Below are 17115 nucleotides of genomic sequence, written 5' to 3'. Positions count from 1 at the left end.
GCTGACAGAAGAACTTCGGGGTCGCGACCTTGCGCCCCCATTAACAAGACGCGCGAGCACCTTTGAGGTACTCGCGCGGCTATGCGCTTTGCTTACTTCTGTTTTTCGAGCTGATGGTATTTACCGTCTTTGTCCCACTGGTAAACCACATAGTCGGAGACTTTCAGGTCGCCTTTGGTGTCCCAGGCTTTCTCGCCCATTACAGTTTTAACGGGGTGAGCTTTGAGCCACTTGCTGGCATCTTCGCCCTTGTTGGATTTGGCACCATTGAAGCCAGCGGCCAAGGCTTGAACCGAAGCGTAGGCATACAGCGTGTAGCCTTCAGGCTCGTAGCCGGACTTGCGGAACTCATCCACGACGGCCTTGCTGTCTGGCAGTACGCGAGGGTCAGCACCAAATGTCATGTACACGCCATCAACGTATTGCGCGCCGCCAGCGGTCGTCACCAACTCATCCGTTACGATGCCGTCATCGGACATGAACTTGACGTCTTTCAGGCCTTGCTCACGCATCTGACGAACCAGAGGACCGGCTTCCGGGTGCAGACCGCCGAAGTAGACGACGTCCGCGCCGACAGAACGAATCTTGGTCACCAGGGCGCTGAAGTCTTTCTCGCCTCGGGTCAGGCCTTCTTCCAGAACCGGTTTCACGCCACGGGCAGTGAGCTGCTTGGCGGTCGCATCCGCTAGGCCTTTGCCGTAGGTGTCCTTATCGTTGATGACGGCGATTTTCTTGCCTTTCAGAACATCGACAATGTAGTCGCCCGCCACGATACCTTGCTGGTCGTCACGACCGCACATGCGGAACATGGCGGTCAGGCCGCGTTCGGTCACCGTCGGGTTGGTAGAGCCTGGGGTGATAGCGATGATGCCGGCTTCGTCATAAACTTCCGAGGCTGGGATCGTTGACGAGGAGCAGAAGTGACCGACAACACCGGCTACTTTGTCCGAGGCGGCCTTGTTGGCGACGGCAACGGCCTGTTTCGGTTCGCAGGCATCGTCATACGCCGTCAGTACAATTTTTTCGCCGTTAACGCCGCCAGTTTTGTTGATCGCGTCGGCGGCTGCCTGAGCGCCTTTCATGTATTGCTGACCAAACGATGCGTTGGCGCCAGTCATTGGCCCCGCGACACCGATCTTCAGATCAGCCTGAGCAAACGAAGACACGCCGAATGCAGTAGCGACTGCAAGTGCAAGAAAGCCTTTTCTGTAAAACGTCTGCGACATGAGTGGTGCTCCTGAGATTTTTTTGATTAGCACTGCAACTACAGAGTTGCTCTGAGCAAGTGGCGTGCCATTCGTTTTTTATTCTGATGAAACTCTCGGATTTGTTGCGTCCGGCCCGGCTAGAGCCTTTGACCGCAGGGCATGCAACCCTCTATATCAAGCAAAGTACAACCCTGAAATAAAAAGGTGCAACCAGCGGCAAAATACGTAGCAACCTACGCATCACGCCACGTACAACCCCGCTGTAACAGCATGCGTCACCGATCTGCACACCGGCGGTGCGCCTGCGCTACGGGACGCACCAATTGAGGTTAGTGGAGGTTATTACGCCATGCACGAACCTCGACCCTGTAGGCACGACTTCGATGCCCGACTCCGCGCGGTATGACGCCAAGCTCACTCCTACAGGGGTGTGTTTCAGCAGCCTAAGTAGTTTGGCTCCCACAAGGCATGGAGTTCGAGACAGAACTCAATCGAACGTAATGCCCTGCGCCAGTGGCAGTTCCAGCGAGTAGTTCACGGTCGCTGTCTGACGGCGCATGTAACCGCGCCACGAATCGGAGCCGGACTCACGACCGCCACCGGTTTCTTTCTCGCCACCGAATGCGCCACCGATTTCAGCACCGCTCGGGCCGATGTTGACGTTGGCGATACCGCAGTCACTGCCCAGCGCCGACATGAACTGCTCCGCTTCGCGCACGTCCGTGGTGAATATGCACGACGACAGACCTTGCGGCACAGCGTTGTTCAAACGCAGCGCTTCGTTGAAATCTTCATAACCCACTACGTACAGAATCGGCGCGAAAGTCTCGTCGCGCACGACATCGCTCTGCTCTGGCATCTCGACGATGGCCGGAGAAACGTAATAAGCATTGGGGAATTTGTCCTCCAACTGACGCTTGCCGCCAAACACCTTGCCGCCTTCGCTCGTTGCCTGCTCCAGCGCATCCTGCATGGCTTGATAGCTGTGCTTGTCGATCAGCGGACCAATCAGATTGCCTTCCAACGGGTGACCGATACGAATTTTTTCGTAGGCAGTTTTTAGACGCGCAACGATTTCGGCTTTCACCGACTCATGGGCGATCAGACGACGCAGGCTCGTGCAGCGCTGCCCGGCAGTACCGACGGCGCTGAACAGGATTGCGCGTACGGCCAGATCCAGGTCGGCTGTCGGGCTGAGAATCATGGCGTTGTTGCCGCCCAGTTCGAGGATGCTGCGAGCGAAACGGGCGGCCACTTTCGGAGCCACTTCACGCCCCATTCGGGTGCTTCCGGTTGCACTGATCAGAGCCACACGCGGATCATCGACCAGCGCCTCACCCGCATCACGACCACCAATGATCACTTGAGCCAGATACTCCGGCGCATCGGCAAAGTCAGCCGCGACCTTGTCGAACAGCGCCTGGCACGCCAGACCGGTCAAAGGTGTTTTCTCAGACGGTTTCCAGATCACCGAGTTGCCGCACACCAGCGCCAGCGCGGTGTTCCAGGACCAGACCGCGACCGGGAAGTTGAACGCACTGATCACACCGACCACACCCAGCGGATGCCAGGTTTCACGCATGTGGTGACCCGGGCGCTCAGATGCGATGGTCAAGCCGTACAACTGGCGGGACAGGCCGACAGCGAAGTCACAGATATCGATCATTTCCTGCACTTCACCCAGACCTTCCTGGGTGATCTTGCCAGCTTCCCATGAAACCAGCTCCCCCAGATCAGCCTTGTGCTTGCGCAGCGCTTCACCGAACAGACGAATCAGCTCGCCACGACGCGGAGCCGGTACCTTGCGCCAGGCCTGAAAAGCAGCGTCTGCACGCGTAACTTGCTGCTCAACCTCGGCAGCACCTTCCCAGCTCACAGCACCGATACGGCTGCCGTCGATAGGTGTATGAACAGGCTGGTCGCCCTTTTGATATTTCGCGGGGTCGACACCGAGGCGGTTTAGCAGGTCGGTAAGCATGTTCTCTCCTGATTTCGGGAATGCTGAAATAACGGTAAATCTTCAGGCTCTAGTAATAACTGGCCTTAACGCCATCAACAAACGACCATTAGGCGAGATATCATTCCTTTTATTCATGCTCGCAGTATCAAGATCGGAAAAGGCCAGAACATGCTCAACAGACGCCACCTGCCGTCCATCACGGCGCTGCAATGCTTTGAAGCGGTCACCCGGCATTTGAGCTTCACGCGCGCGGCCGAGGAACTGAACCTCACGCAAAGTGCGGTCAGCAAGCAAGTGGCGCAGCTTGAAGAACTGGTGCAGCACTTGCTCTTTCGCCGCGTGCGTCGCCGCTTGCAACTGACCCCGGCCGGCGCGCTGTATCTGGGCGAAGTGCGCAAGATTCTGAGCCAGATGGAAATGTCCACGCACTTCCTGCGCTCCTATGGCGGCGAGACTGAGGTGCTGCGCGTCTCTACGCCCTCGACCTTCGGCGCACGCTGGCTGGTACCGCGTTTGAAAGGCTGGCGTCTGCGTCATCCGCATATCCACCTGGATGTGGTCAACGAGCAGGAGAACGATGACCTGATTCAAAGCCGCTGCGATTTCACCTTCTACTTCGGCCAGGGCGCGCGTCCGGGCGCAGAGAGCATTCGGTTGTTTGGCGAAGAGTTGGTGCCGGTCTGCGCACCGAGCGCTCTACCCGCCATACCGTTTACCGATCCGACACAGCTGGCCGATCTGGTCCTGCTGCAAAACGCCAATCGCCCCCAAGGCTGGCATGACTGGTTCGACAGTCAGGGCTATCACACCGAGCACAGCTACCACGGACCACGCTTCGAAACCTTCTACATGTGCATCCGCGCAGCGCAGGTCGGCTGCGGCGTCGCCCTGCTGCCGCGGTTTCTGGTGGAAGAAGAACTGGCCGACGGCAAGCTGGTCATCCCATGGCAACACGCCTTGCCAAGCAGCGACGCGTATTATATGGCCTACCCGGAGCACGCTGCTGAAGTGCCGAAGATCAGGGATTTTGCCAAGTGGATGCTTGAGCAGTTGGGAGGAGAATGAGCGCACGAAACCTCTCGCCAACAAATTGCTTCCTGCCTGACACCACATCACACGGTAGGAGCGAACTTGTTCGCGAGGCGCCAGACCTGATTCACCGCGTAAACCTCTCGCCAACAAGTTGCCTCCTACCTGACACCACACCACACGGTAGGAGCGAACTTGTTCGCGAAGCGGCAGACCTGATTCACCGCGTAAACCTCTCGCCAACAAGTTGCTTCCTGCCTGACACCACATCACACGGTAGGAGCGAACTTGTTGGCGAGGCGCCAGACCTGATTCACCGCGTAAACCTCTCGCCAACAAGTTGCCTCCTACCTGACACCCCACCAAATCCTGACGCCAGCATTACGGCTGCTTCTACCCATCAAATAGTTTTTTATGGCTGTGTGCAGCCCGGCGTTGAACCTATATTCCTGCAACCCTGGGTAGAAGCCTTCGCGCTGCGCATGTCGATCGCTACGTAGTTTCCCTGACTTGATCCCCTGACAGGTTATGACGCTATGGCGACCGCTAACATTGCAAAGGCAAACTCACTGCCACGGCTTACAGACAGGCACCTGACGGTTATTTTGCTCGCGTTGCCGGTGATACTGATGACGCTGGCGATCCTGATCAACAACCACGGCATGTTCATTTACACGCTGGACGATCCATACATTCACCTCGCGCTGGCCAAACAGATGTTCAGCGGCCATTACGGTATCAACCCCGGTGAATTTTCAGCGCCATCCTCAAGCATTATCTGGCCTTTCCTGCTCGCACCTTTTGCCGTTCTGGGGAACGGGATGGTGTTGGCACCTTTTTTCCTCAATCTGATTTTCGCGTTCCTGACAATAGGCCCTTTGCTCAGGTTGCTCGAGGGTTTGCACCCAATCAGCAAGGTGCTGATTCTCGGTGGTTTCTTCCTCGCCACCAATCTCTACGGCCTGATTTTCGCGGGGATGGAGCACACGCTGCAGGTCTATCTCGTGACCTTGATAGCGTGCGCGGTGGTGAAAAAAGAGTTCGGTCAGGTAGCCATAACACCGCTGCCCATCTATATCGCGCTGATTCTATTGCCGTTGGTGCGCTATGAAGGACTGGCCGTTTCTCTGCCAGTACTGGCTTACTTGTTCTGGCATGGCGAACGGCGTGCGACGGTGATCAGCGCTGCAGTTATCGGAGCGCTGGTTGTGGCATTTTCGCTGTTCTTGAATCATCTGGGCCTGGGCTACATCCCGTCGTCCGTACAGGCAAAAACCGGTACGGGCCTGGCCGCGCTGTTCTTTAACGTCACGAATCAGCTCGATGCCTATGGCTGGGTCTTGCTTGCCCAATTGTTCGTCTGCGTGCTGTTTTTCGACAGGAAGCCCCTGATCCTGATGCTGCTCACTGTGGCGGCGCTGCACACGCTGTTTGGTCGATCAGGGCAAGGCCGCTATGAAGCCTATTGGCTGACCTTTGTTGGCGTGTTCGTCATCTACGCCTGTGTCACACGCATGAGCGAGCGCTACATGACCGCCCTGTTCGCAATGCTGCCGGTCGCTTTCGCGATTCCGGTGTACACGACGCTGCGTGTGCCTCTTTCCTCGGCAGCAATTTATAACCAGCAGTACTCCAGCGGGGAGATCGTCCGGGCACTGGGCGAACCGGTAGCCGTCAATGATTTGGGCCTTGTCGCGCTCAATGGCAACCAATACATTCTGGATTTATGGGGGCTGGGCAGCATCCAGGCGCTGCACTATCGCAAGACGCGCAACGACGTCGACTGGATGACCACACTGATGGACGAGAAGGACGTTCACTACGCATTTGTCTACAACGAGTGGTTCCCGGAGAGGCCGAAGAACTGGATTGAGGTAGCAGAAATGCGCCTGACCATCCCTCGCGCTTCGGCCGCAGCGTCCAGCGTTTTTTACTACGCCACCGACGAGGAATCGGCGAAAAAGCTCAAGACTGTGATGGAGCGGTTTCGTGATGACACACCCAACGGGAAATTCACTCTTAATTTTCCGGCGGTTGCTGCGGTGCGCTGATATACAACACGCATTACTGTAGGAGCGCACGAGCACCGCGAGGCCGCGATAGCGTTCCCCCTGATACACCGCCATCGCGGCCTCGCGGTGCTCGTGCGCTCCTACAGATCTGATAGCCGTTTCATGTTTGACAAGACCTCGCCACCAGCCCCTACCAAAGAAAACTGCCCCTATCCCGCACTGACTGGCATTATGTCGGTCATTATCAACAACAAGCTCAATGAGCGCTCGATGGCTCTGCCACGGGACGCCGTGACCACTTGATTCATTTTTCGTTTGGCCGCGTCTGGCGGCCGGTCCTGCTGGAGCGACCCAATGAGCGAGAGCGCTTTCTCCAATCGCATCGTGCAAAACCTGCTCGACACCGATCTGTACAAACTGAGCATGATGCAGGCGGTGTTGCACAATTACCCCAACGTCGACGTTGAGTGGGAATTTCGCTGCCGAAACGGTGAGGACCTGCGTCCCTATCTGGGTGAAATCCAGCAACAAATCCAGAAGCTGTGCGAGCTGTCGCTGGCGGCTCCGGAGCTGAACTTCCTGGAACGCATCAACTTCATGAAGCCCGACTTCCTGAGGTTTCTCGGCCTGTTCCGCTTCAACACACGCTATGTGAAAACCACCATCGAAAATGATGAGCTATGTATTCGCCTGCAAGGGCCATGGCTGCATGTGATCCTTTTCGAAGTGCCGGTGCTGGCGATTGTGAGTGAAGTGCGCAACCGCCACCGCCACCCCGAAATCCTGCTCAGCCAAGCGCGGGATCAGCTGTATCGCAAGTTCGACTGGCTGACCGCGAATGCCAAGGCTGACGAGCTGGCTGAACTCAAGGTCGCTGACTTCGGCACCCGTCGTCGTTTTTCTTATCGCGTTCAGGAAGAAGTCGTCGACGTGCTCAAGCGCGACTTCCCTGGCCAGTTTGTCGGCACCAGTAATGTGCAACTGGCACGCAAATTTGACCTGAAACCGTTAGGCACCATGGCCCACGAATGGATCATGGCTCACCAGCAACTCGGCCCGCGCCTGATCGACAGTCAAAGCGCCGCGCTCGATTGCTGGGTGCACGAATACCGGGGATTGCTGGGGATCGCCCTGACGGACTGCATCACCACTGATGCTTTCCTGCAGGATTTCGATCTGTATTTCGCCAAACTGTTTGATGGTCTGCGCCATGACTCCGGTGATCCGGTGAAGTGGGCCGAAAAATGCATCTCCCATTACCAGAAGCTCGGCATTGATCCGATGAGCAAGACGCTGGTGTTCTCCGACGGCCTGACGTTGCCCAAGGCTCTGGAAATATTTCGCGCGTTGCGCGGTCGCATCAACGTGAGCTTCGGAATTGGCACTAACCTCACTGCAGACATACCGGGCGTCGAACCCATGAGTATCGTTCTGAAAATGACCGCCTGTGCCGGGCAACCCGTTGCGAAAATCTCCGACGAACCCGGCAAGACGCAATGCAAAGACCCCAACTTCGTCTCGTACCTGCGACATGTGTTCAAAGTGGCGGACTGATCCGCAAACAGAAGCCGTCGCCCCCATCCTTACCAAGGAGTGAATCATGCAAGCCGTACAGCTCCAGATCGCCGAGCAGCTCAAGGTGCAACCGCCTTTCGCCGACGAAAACGCACTTCAAGCCGAAGTCGCCCGGCGTATCGTTTTCATTCAGGACTGCCTGACCAACGCCCGGCTGAAAACGCTGGTGCTGGGCATCAGCGGCGGTGTGGATTCATTGACTGCCGGGCTGCTGGCTCAGCGCGCTGTTGAAGAGCTGCGCACCACTACCGGTGACGACAGCTATCAGTTCATCGCTGTGCGCTTGCCTTACCTTGTCCAGCATGACGAACACGAAGCTCAGGCTTCGGTGGATTTCATCAATCCGGATGTTCGTCACACCGTGAACATCGGCGGTGCGGTCAAGGCCATGGCGAGCGAGATCAAAGCGTTCGAAGGTAAAAATGCCAGCGCTGTGGACTTCGTACTCGGCAACACCAAAGCACGCATGCGCATGGTCGCGCAGTACACCATTGCCGGTGCCCATCAGGGTCTGGTGATCGGGACCGACCATGCAGCGGAAGCTGTGATGGGTTTCTTCACCAAGTTCGGCGACGGCGCGTGCGATCTCGCCCCCCTGAGCGGGCTGGTGAAGAATCAGGTTCGCGCGATCGCCCGTCACTTCGGTGCGCCGGAATCGCTGGTCGAGAAAGTCCCGACCGCTGACCTTGAAGACCTGGTGCCCGGCAAACCGGACGAAGCATCACACGGCGTGACTTACGCCGAGATTGACGCCTTCCTTCACGGTGAGCCTGTGCGTGAAGAAGCGTTCAAGATCATTTGTGAGACCTACGCCAAGACCCAGCACAAGCGGGAATTGCCGTACGCGCCTTGATGTAGATTAGGTTCCTGTAGGACTGAACTTGTTCGCGAAGCGTTTCACCTGACACATCGCCTCGCCAACAAGTTAGCTCCTATCAAACAGCATGCAATCTACTGGATTGAAATGCATTTTCTGTAGGAGCTGCCGAAGGCTGCGAAGCGTTTCTACTGATACACCGCGATCGCAGCCTTCGGCAGCTCCTACGGATCCTATGTTTGCCGCGAGACAGCGCGGGGCCATGGACACCGGGGTGCGAAGGTAACGCTTACTTCAGCGTTACAGTGCCTTTCATCATGCCGATATGGCCTGGGAACGAGCAGAAGAAGCCGTATTTCTCAGACGGATCCAGCTTCGACACATCGAACGTCACCGAATCCTTCTCGCCAGCGCCAATCACTTTGGTGTGCGCGATGATGCGAGCGTCGCCGTCCTTCAAATAATCCTTTTCAATGCCTGCACCCAAGCCATCAGTCGCAATCGACTGCATGTCAGCCTCTTTGCTCAACACCCAGTTATGGCCCATGACATTCTTGGGCAGGCTACCGGAGTGGGTCAGATTTACGGTGAACGTCTTGCAGCTTTTATCGATTTCAACGGCCTTGGTGTTGAAGGACATTTGATCAGTGGAATCAACGTCTACGCTGCACTCTGCCGCCAGCAAATGGCCGCTGGCCAATGTCAGCAGGGATACAGCAACAAGCTTGCGAATCATGGGGAATCTCCAAGGCTGGGTATTTTGTTTATTCCGGCAAAGACTGCCTGATATGGCGTCAGGTTCCAATGACCTGCGTCAACAAGGCTCAGTGGCAGTTAGCTATCGAGGTCATCGAGACAATCAAAGAGCTGGCGATCAGTGCCGCGTGCAAGATGCCTCATCGCCACTTTCAGGATGACCATCATGCAGCTCAACACCCTTTTCCGTAGTTTGCTTGCCGCTTACGCATGCGGTGCCACTGGTAGCAGCGCTGAGGAATCAAACCCGTATTGATAACGAGTGAGTAACAAAAAACTGGTGTCTGGAATTAAGGCTTTGGACCAGAGGACGCACAACGCCGTGTGCCCGACGCCGTTCTCAGGCAGAATGGCCGCATTTCCAGCATGAAACAGAGGATCGCCCATGGCTAAACCTAACTACTCCTTCGCGAAACGTCAGCGAGATCTGGCCAAAGAGCAGAAGAAAGAGGAAAAGCTACAGCGCAAAAACGCTGCCTTGGCCGAAACCAGTGCTGAAGGCGAGACAGAAGCGACTGAAGCGACCGATGAAGCTGCGCCAGTAGAACAGACCAGCACTGACGACAAGCCAGCCAGCTGATAAAGCTTGTTCTCGTAGGACCGGCTTTAGCCGGGAGCGCATTTTCCCTGAACCAGCAATTGCAGCGTACCTGCTGTCCCTCTCGCGGCTAAAGCCACTCCTACGATTGCATTGAGTCCGTAGGACCGGCTTTAGCCGGGAGCAAGAGGTTAGTCACCTTCACCCTCAATCGGCATCACCGTCACCCGTACTTCGGGGTCGTGACTGCCACCCCCCAGAATCACTCCGCGTAACGGCGAAACGTCTGAAAAGTCCCGCCCCCAGGCCAGACTGATGTGCTCAAGCGCAGGCTGCACGTTATTGGTCGGGTCGAAGTCCACCCAACCCAGTACCGGACAAAACACCGACACCCAGGCATGGGACGCATCCGCGCCGATCAGCCGTGGTTGACCCGGTGGTGGCTGGGTCAGCAAATAACCACTGATGTATCGAGCCGACAAACCACGTGAGCGCAAGCACGCCAGCATCAGGTGGGCAAAGTCCTGGCAGACGCCGCGACGGCGTTCCAGCACCTCGACCAGCGGCGTCGCCACCTGGGTTGCTTCACTGTCAAACGTAAACTCGGTGAAGATCTTCTCCATCAATGCCTGCACGCACCACATCAACGGCTGACTCGGCACAAAGCAATCTGCCGAGAACTCGATGAACGACTGCTTCAAATGCACGTAAGGCGATTCGAAACGATAGCGACAGGCTTCCATGATGTCCGCCGACATCGGCCGGGCGTTGTAGGTCATGATGCTGCGAGTCATTTCCCACGCAGGCGAATGATCGAAATTAAGCGGCGAACGCTCAAGGACTTCGACCTGCAGGCGCGCATTCACTTCCAGTTCATCATGTGGCCGCTCAAAGGCCAGCCGGGTCAGCGGGTTGCCGAACACGTCGAACTCATCCCGGCGAATCGTCGGGATCGGGCTGACCAGTAACTGCTGCTCGGTGCAGCGCTGCCAGGGATTGGGTCGCGGCCACAGGTGCGCCAACTGCTGGGCAAGCGAAACCGGGCTGTCGTATTTGTAATGCGTGTCGTGAAAAATCTGGTAACGGGCGCTCATCAGACGGACACCGTACGTTGGCTGATATCGTCGACGTGGGCGAAGTGACGTAAGGCGAGGCGATCAGAAACCTGCCCGCTGGCATCTCCAATGCTATGCAACATGTCCGCAAGCCCTTCCAGCACGGCCTTGATACTGCTGTCACCAAACAAGGGATTCTCCAGACAACCCAGATCGAAACTCGACAGGCGTCGAACCAGCGTCCCAAGGCTGGCATCGCGAGGCGCACCGAACTCTTCGTTCAGATGATTCAGGGATTTGGACACCAGCTTGAGCTGGAACAGCACGGCGTGAGGGTTCTGATCATCCAGCAACAGCAGGTCAAGGACCGGGATCAACTGCGGCACGGCCAGGTATCGCGAGCGATAGGTAATGCTGCTGTTGCCCAGCTCCAGCAGCCACTCCAGACCGGCCTGATCGGTCACGGCCGCGCTGCGCAGAAACGCCGACAGGCTGTTGCTGAGAAACTTCAGCCGCTCGATACGACGACCGATCATCAGGAAGCGCCAGCCTTCGTCACGGGTCATGTCATCCAGGGCAAAACCGGATAACGCTGCCAGCGACATGACCAGCCGGTTGAGGAAGTCCAACAGTTCGCCGAAATCAGGGTCCTTGCTGTCCAGGCTAGTCGCTTCACGCTGCAGTTCGACCAGTGCCTGCCAGTTTTCCCGAGACAACTTGCCACGCACTTGCGAGGCCGCCCATTGCAAACGCTGCAGATTGGCGCGCAGGCTGAACGGCCACTCTTCGCCGAGAAGGGCCGCGAGAAGCCGCTCAGGCAATGTTCCGCCCTCTTCCTCATCAGGCAGTAAGTTCAGACGTTCACCCAGCTCCACGGCCGCCTCGAGCGCTTCAGGGTCGTCGCCATCCACATAACGGGTGAGCATGATGCGCAGCAGGCGCGCACTGTTGTCGCAACGTTCACAATAACGACCGAACCAGAACAGGTTCTCCACCACGCGGGACGGCAAATACGGATCGCGACGAATCAGGTCGTGCACGCCCAACGTGCGCTGGCCTTTCCAGGGCTCACCGGTTTGCGACAACTCGCCCAGCACCCAGGTGTCTTTGCTGGCACCGCCGCGCTGCATCGAAACCACGTCAGCATCAGCTTCGGCGGCAACGCGAGTTAGTCCGCCCGGCAGGACACGATAACCTTCAGAACTGGCCACGGCATAAACACGCATACCGATGGCACGAGGCTGCAACTGCTGACCATCGGACTGCCAGATCGGCGCGTGAGACAGCTGCGCCAGTTCCTGAGCCACGTAGGCGTAGGGTCTGGCCTGCATGCGCTGGGCGAGTGCTTCGCGTTGTGCCTTGTTCAAATCCCGGCCAAACACCGGCGAGAAACTTTGCGAAGGAAACGCCGGTTTGATCAGTAAATCTGGCAGCTTCTCTAGCGCCTGAGCCAGCACGGGCGGCTCGCCGCACCACCAGGTCGCCACGGACGGCAGGGTCAGGTCCTCGCCAAACAGGTGCTGACAAATCTTCGGTAAAAAGCCCAGCAGACCCGGTGACTCCAGCACACCGCTGCCCAACGCGTTGGCAACCAGCACTTTGCCCTGACGCACCGCTTCCAGCAGGCCGGGTACACCGAGTGCGGAATCGGTGCGTAGCTCCAGCGGGTCGCAGAAATCATCGTCCAGGCGACGCATGATCGCGTGCACCCGACGCAAGCCACTGAGGGTTTTCAGATACACCGTCGCGTCCCGCACCGTGAGGTCGCCACCTTCCACCAGTGGATAACCCAACTGACGCGCCAGATACAGATGCTCGAAATAGCTTTCGTTGAAGCGCCCCGGCGTCAACAGCACGATCAGCGGCGTTTCGTTATTGGCCGGCGCCTGGCGCGCCAGGGTTTCCTGCAATGCACGGAAAAAACCGGACAGGTGCTGAACCCGCAAATCCCGATAGGTTTCCGGGAAAGCACGGGACACGATCTGGCGGTTTTCCAGCGCATAACCAGCACCCGACGGCGCCTGAGTACGATCAGCCGTTACCCACCAGCGACCATCCGGGGTGCGCGCCAGATCCACCGCGTACATATGCAGAAATGCGCCTTCCGGCGGGGTGATGCCCTGGCACGGCCAGAGAAAATTGTTGTGACCAAACACCAGTTCGGCAGGCAGCAGGCCTTGGGCGATCAGGGTTTGCGGACCATACAGGTCAGCCAGTACCGCATTGAGCACTTTGGCCCGTTGCGCAATGCCCGCCGCAACCTGCTGCCATTCTTCGGCAGGGATCAGGTGCGGTAGCAGATCCAGCTCCCACGGACGGTCCGCGCCCTTGGGGTCGGCGTAGACGTTGTAGGTGACGCCATTTTCCTGAATCTGCCGGGCCAACAGGGCCTGCCGTTGAATCAATTGCGCGGAAGTGCTGCGTTGCAGTTGCTCATACATGCGCTGCCAATGAGGGCGAACGACTCCATCGGCATCAAGCATTTCGTGATAGGTACCCGCAAACACAGGGTAATGGTCAAGCAAGTCGCGCATGGAAGGCTCGGCAGAGACTAAAAATTTCAGAGTAGCGCAGTCGGATGTCAGCTGAGGGTCGACTGCGTTTTATGCAAAAAAGGATTCCCTGTAGGAGCTCACCGAGGTTACGAGGCCAGCGATGGCGGCGTATCAGACAAACCGCTATCGCTGGCCTCGTAACCTCGGTGAGCTCCTACAGTCCAATGTTGCCGCGAAACAGCGCGGAGCAATGGATACTGGGGCAGCAGCTCCTATCTGTTTCTTATTTATGCAGACGCATATCCAGCGTCATTGGCAGTTCATCGTTAACGCTCAGCAGTGGCACTTCCAGTTTGCCGGGGGTGTGACCGATCCTGAAGAACCGCGCCAGACGGCGGCTTTCCGCTTCGTTGGCGTTGACTGGCAGGGTTTCGTAATTGCGCCCACCAGGATGCGCGACATGATACTCGCAGCCGCCCAGTGAGCGCTGCATCCATGTATCAACCAGATCGAAGACCAGCGGTGCATGCACCGGAATGGTCGGTTGCAGACAATTGGCAGGTTGCCAGGCCCGATAACGCACACCAGCAACAAATTCGCCAACCCGCCCGGTGGGCTGCAACGGTATCGCAATGCCATTACAGGTCAATACATACCGTTTCGGCGGAAGGCCATTAATCTTGACCTGCAAGCGCTCCAGCGAAGAATCCACGTAACGCACAGCGCCGCCGGCCGAACCCTCCTCGCCCAGCACGTGCCACGGTTCCAGCGCCTGACGCAATTCCAGCTCGATGCCGCTGACTGCATAATCGCCAACCTTGGGGAACCGGAACTCCAGATGCGCCGCAAACCACTCGGCGCGTACCGGATAACCGGCACTGTTCAACTCTTCGATCACGTCTGCAAAGTCTTGCTCGATGAAGTGCGGCAGCATGAACCGGTCATGCAGCTCAGTACCCCATCGGGCCAGCTTGGCCGGTGCATACGGCTCGCGCCAGAACCGCGCGACCAGCGCACGCAGCAACAGTTGCTGAGCCAGGCTCATCCGCGCATGCGGCGGCATTTCGAAGGCACGCAGCTCCAAAAGCCCCAAACGGCCAGTGGCCCCGTCCGGGGAATAGAGCTTGTCGATACAGAACTCGGCCCGGTGGGTGTTGCCGGTGACATCAATCAGCAAATTACGCAGCAACCGGTCAACGACCCAGGGCGCTACTTCTTCACCGGGTTTGGGCATCTGCGCGAAGGCAATTTCCAGCTCGTACAGGGAGTCGTTACGCGCCTCATCGACCCGTGGTGCCTGGGAAGTCGGGCCAATGAACAGCCCGGAAAACAGGTACGACAGCGACGGATGGTTGTGCCAGTAGCTGAGCAGGCTGCGCAGTACATCAGGACGGCGCAGGAACGGCGAATCCCCGGGCGTCGCGCCACCCAGTACGAAGTGGTTGCCGCCGCCGGTACCGGTGTGACGGCCGTCGATCATGAATTTTTCGGTGGTCAGTCGCGTCAGACGCGCCTGTTCGTAGAGAAACTCGGTGCGCTCCACCAACTCGTCCCAGGATGCGGACGGCTGTACGTTGACTTCAATGACTCCCGGATCAGGCGTGATACGGAAATTCGCCAGACGCGGATCGCTCGGCGGCTCATAGCCTTCAAGCAGAATCGGGCAGTTCAGCTCTTCGGCGCTGGCTTCGATGGCCGACACCAACTCCAGGTAATACTCGAGTTTTTCCAGCGGCGGCATGAACACATACAAACGCCCTTCCCGCGCTTCGGCACAGAGCGCCGTGCGGGTCAGCCAGTCGGCCGACTCGTCGATCTTCGGCATACGTTCAGCGTTGGCGTCCAGCTGTTCTGTTAGCCCGGTAAGTTGCGCCTGAACTTGCCCGTCATCTGGCAGCTCGGGGAAATCCTGATTGAAGTCGGTGGGGTGAATGAACGGATATTCCGCCGCCTTGACCCAGGGTTGCGATGCCAACGGCAAACGATAGCCCAGCGCCGAATCACCCGGCACCAGACGGCAATGGGTATCCCGCAGATACCAGCGACCACTCTGCCAGCGATCACCGTCGACGGAGCGCGCCAAGGGCAGGACCTGACCGATAACCTTGTCCAGCCCTTGAGCAAACACCTTGCGCAGTCGCGCACGCTCGAGTTCGTCACTGAGACGTGAGTCTTCGGCACTGACGTTGGCAGGCAGTGCGCCCTCACGCCACAGGTAATAGAAATTGTCTTCGTAGGCAGGGAACACAAAACGCGTCGGCACTTTCAGCCGCTCAGCGACGCTGGTCAGGAACTTCCCGGCCAGTTCGCCCGTTGCACCGTAGCTTTCGGTTTCGTCGGCGATCAATGCATTGTTGTGCCACACAGGCTGCCCGTCTTTACGCCAGAAGCAATTGAGCGACCAGCGCGGCAACTGCTCGCCCGGGTACCACTTGCCCTGACCAAAATGCACGATACTCAGCGGCGCATAGTGTTTGCGCATGCGCTGGAACAACTCGGCCGACAGGGCGCGCTTTTTCGGCCCCAGTGCAGCGGTGTTCCACTCGGCACCGTCGCGATCATCAATGGAGACGAACGTGGGCTCGCCCCCCATGGTCAGTCGCACGTCGTTGTCAGTCAGGTCGCGATCGATCTGATGGCCCAGCGCTTGAATCTCGGCCCACTGTTCTTCGGTGTAAGGCTTGGTAACGCGAGGCGCTTCCCAAATGCGCTCCACCGACATTTCATGACTGAACTCGGTTTCGCACGGTTCAACCAGACCACTGATCGGCGCTGCCGACGAAGGCTCCGGGCTGCACGCCAGAGGAATATGCCCCTCCCCCGCGAACAGGCCGGACGTCGCATCAAGCCCCACCCAGCCTGCGCCTGGCAGATACACCTCACACCAGGCGTGCAGGTCAGTGAAATCGACGTCGGTACCGGATGGCCCATCAAGCGCTTCAACGTCAGCCTTGAGCTGAATCAGATAGCCGGACACAAAACGCGCAGCCATGCCCAGATGACGCAGCAGCTGCACGAGCAACCAGGCCGAGTCGCGGCAGGAGCCAGAAGCATTTTCCAGCGTGAATTCCGGGGTTTGTACGCCGGGCTCCATGCGGATCAGGTAATCAATGTCCTGACTCAGGCGCTGGTTGAGCCCGACCAGGAAGTCGATGGCAGGCAATGGCGTGCGGTCGATGCTGGCCAGATAGTTGGCAAACTTTGGCGTCAGCGGGAGCTTTTCAAGATACGGCGCCAGTTCGCGCTGCTCTTCGCTGGCATAAAAGAACGGGATCTTCTCGGCATAAGGCTCGAGGAAGAAGTCGAACGGGTTGAAGACCGCCATTTCGGCGACCAGATCGACTTCAACACGCAGCTCGTTGGTCTTTTCCGGAAAGACCAGACGCGCAAGGTAGTTGCCTTGAGGGTCCTGCTGCCAGTTGATGAAGTGATTTTCAGGCAGGACTTTCAGTGAATACGACAAAACCCGGGTGCGGCTGTGGGCCGCAGGACGCAGGCGGACAATCTGCGGACCCAGTTCAACCGCTCGTTCGTAGCGGTAATGCGTGACGTGGTGCAAGGCAATGTGAATCGACACGGCGTGCCTCCTGCGAGCCTGGACGGTAATGGAACCGCGCAAGACTTATGCCATCCGGGCAAATACGGCGGTTCCTCGATGGCGAGGCAGAAC

At 57.9% G+C, this 17115-nt stretch carries 11 protein-coding genes; 5 read left to right on the top strand and 6 right to left on the bottom strand.

The window, feature by feature from the left end:
* Positions 1–92: 92 nt before the first annotated feature.
* Both AO242_RS04125 and amaB read right to left on the bottom strand, forming a co-directional pair.
* Positions 93–1226, bottom strand: a complete 1134-nt coding sequence (locus AO242_RS04125; protein ID WP_027898117.1) for a branched-chain amino acid ABC transporter substrate-binding protein — start codon at positions 1224–1226, stop codon at positions 93–95.
* Between the two features lie 469 nt (positions 1227–1695).
* Complete coding sequence (gene amaB / locus AO242_RS04120) at positions 1696–3186, bottom strand: L-piperidine-6-carboxylate dehydrogenase (RefSeq protein WP_099267791.1); 1491 nt, start codon at positions 3184–3186, stop codon at positions 1696–1698.
* A gap of 150 nt (positions 3187–3336) precedes the next feature.
* Here amaB and AO242_RS04115 point away from each other — a divergent pair, with 150 nt between their 5' ends.
* The 4 genes from AO242_RS04115 (at position 3337) to nadE (ending at position 8637) form a co-directional block, all read left to right on the top strand.
* On the top strand, positions 3337–4233 hold the full coding sequence (locus tag AO242_RS04115) for a LysR family transcriptional regulator (RefSeq protein ID WP_099267790.1): 897 nt from the start codon (positions 3337–3339) through the stop codon (positions 4231–4233).
* A gap of 500 nt (positions 4234–4733) precedes the next feature.
* Positions 4734–6248 (top strand): hypothetical protein, encoded by a 1515-nt coding sequence (locus AO242_RS04110; RefSeq protein WP_099267789.1) that lies wholly within the window; start codon positions 4734–4736, stop codon positions 6246–6248.
* 315 nt (positions 6249–6563) lie between these two features.
* Complete coding sequence (gene pncB / locus AO242_RS04105) at positions 6564–7763, top strand: nicotinate phosphoribosyltransferase (RefSeq protein WP_027902390.1); 1200 nt, start codon at positions 6564–6566, stop codon at positions 7761–7763.
* Positions 7764–7809: 46 nt separating this feature from the next.
* Entirely contained in the window at positions 7810–8637 is an 828-nt protein-coding gene (nadE, locus tag AO242_RS04100) for an ammonia-dependent NAD(+) synthetase (RefSeq protein ID WP_027902389.1), read from the top strand.
* Positions 8638–8890: 253 nt separating this feature from the next.
* Here nadE and azu read toward each other — a convergent pair whose 3' ends face one another.
* Positions 8891–9337: an azurin gene (gene azu, locus AO242_RS04095; RefSeq protein WP_099267788.1), complete on the bottom strand. Its 447-nt coding sequence runs from the start codon at positions 9335–9337 to the stop codon at positions 8891–8893.
* 405 nt (positions 9338–9742) lie between these two features.
* Here azu and AO242_RS04085 point away from each other — a divergent pair, with 405 nt between their 5' ends.
* A complete protein-coding gene (locus AO242_RS04085) occupies positions 9743–9937 on the top strand; it encodes a hypothetical protein (RefSeq protein WP_027902387.1) in 195 nt (64 codons plus the stop codon).
* A 149-nt stretch (positions 9938–10086) separates the two neighbouring features.
* Here the strand turns inward: AO242_RS04085 and AO242_RS04080 are convergent, their stop codons facing one another.
* From AO242_RS04080 to AO242_RS04070, 3 genes are all read right to left on the bottom strand, one after another.
* Entirely contained in the window at positions 10087–10989 is a 903-nt protein-coding gene (locus AO242_RS04080; protein WP_099267786.1) for a transglutaminase family protein, read from the bottom strand.
* Positions 10989–13484: a circularly permuted type 2 ATP-grasp protein gene (locus AO242_RS04075; RefSeq protein WP_099267785.1), complete on the bottom strand. Its 2496-nt coding sequence runs from the start codon at positions 13482–13484 to the stop codon at positions 10989–10991. Before AO242_RS04075 ends, AO242_RS04080 begins: the two co-directional genes overlap by 1 nt.
* A 244-nt stretch (positions 13485–13728) precedes the next feature.
* Positions 13729–17022, bottom strand: coding sequence for a transglutaminase family protein (locus AO242_RS04070; RefSeq protein WP_099267784.1), 3294 nt, complete (start codon positions 17020–17022; stop codon positions 13729–13731).
* Positions 17023–17115 lie beyond the last annotated feature (93 nt).

The sequence above is a fragment of the Pseudomonas sp. ICMP 561 genome, from assembly GCF_002699985.1.
Classification (GTDB): domain Bacteria; phylum Pseudomonadota; class Gammaproteobacteria; order Pseudomonadales; family Pseudomonadaceae; genus Aquipseudomonas; species Aquipseudomonas quasicaspiana.
This window is presented reverse-complemented; position numbering and strand designations above follow the sequence as displayed.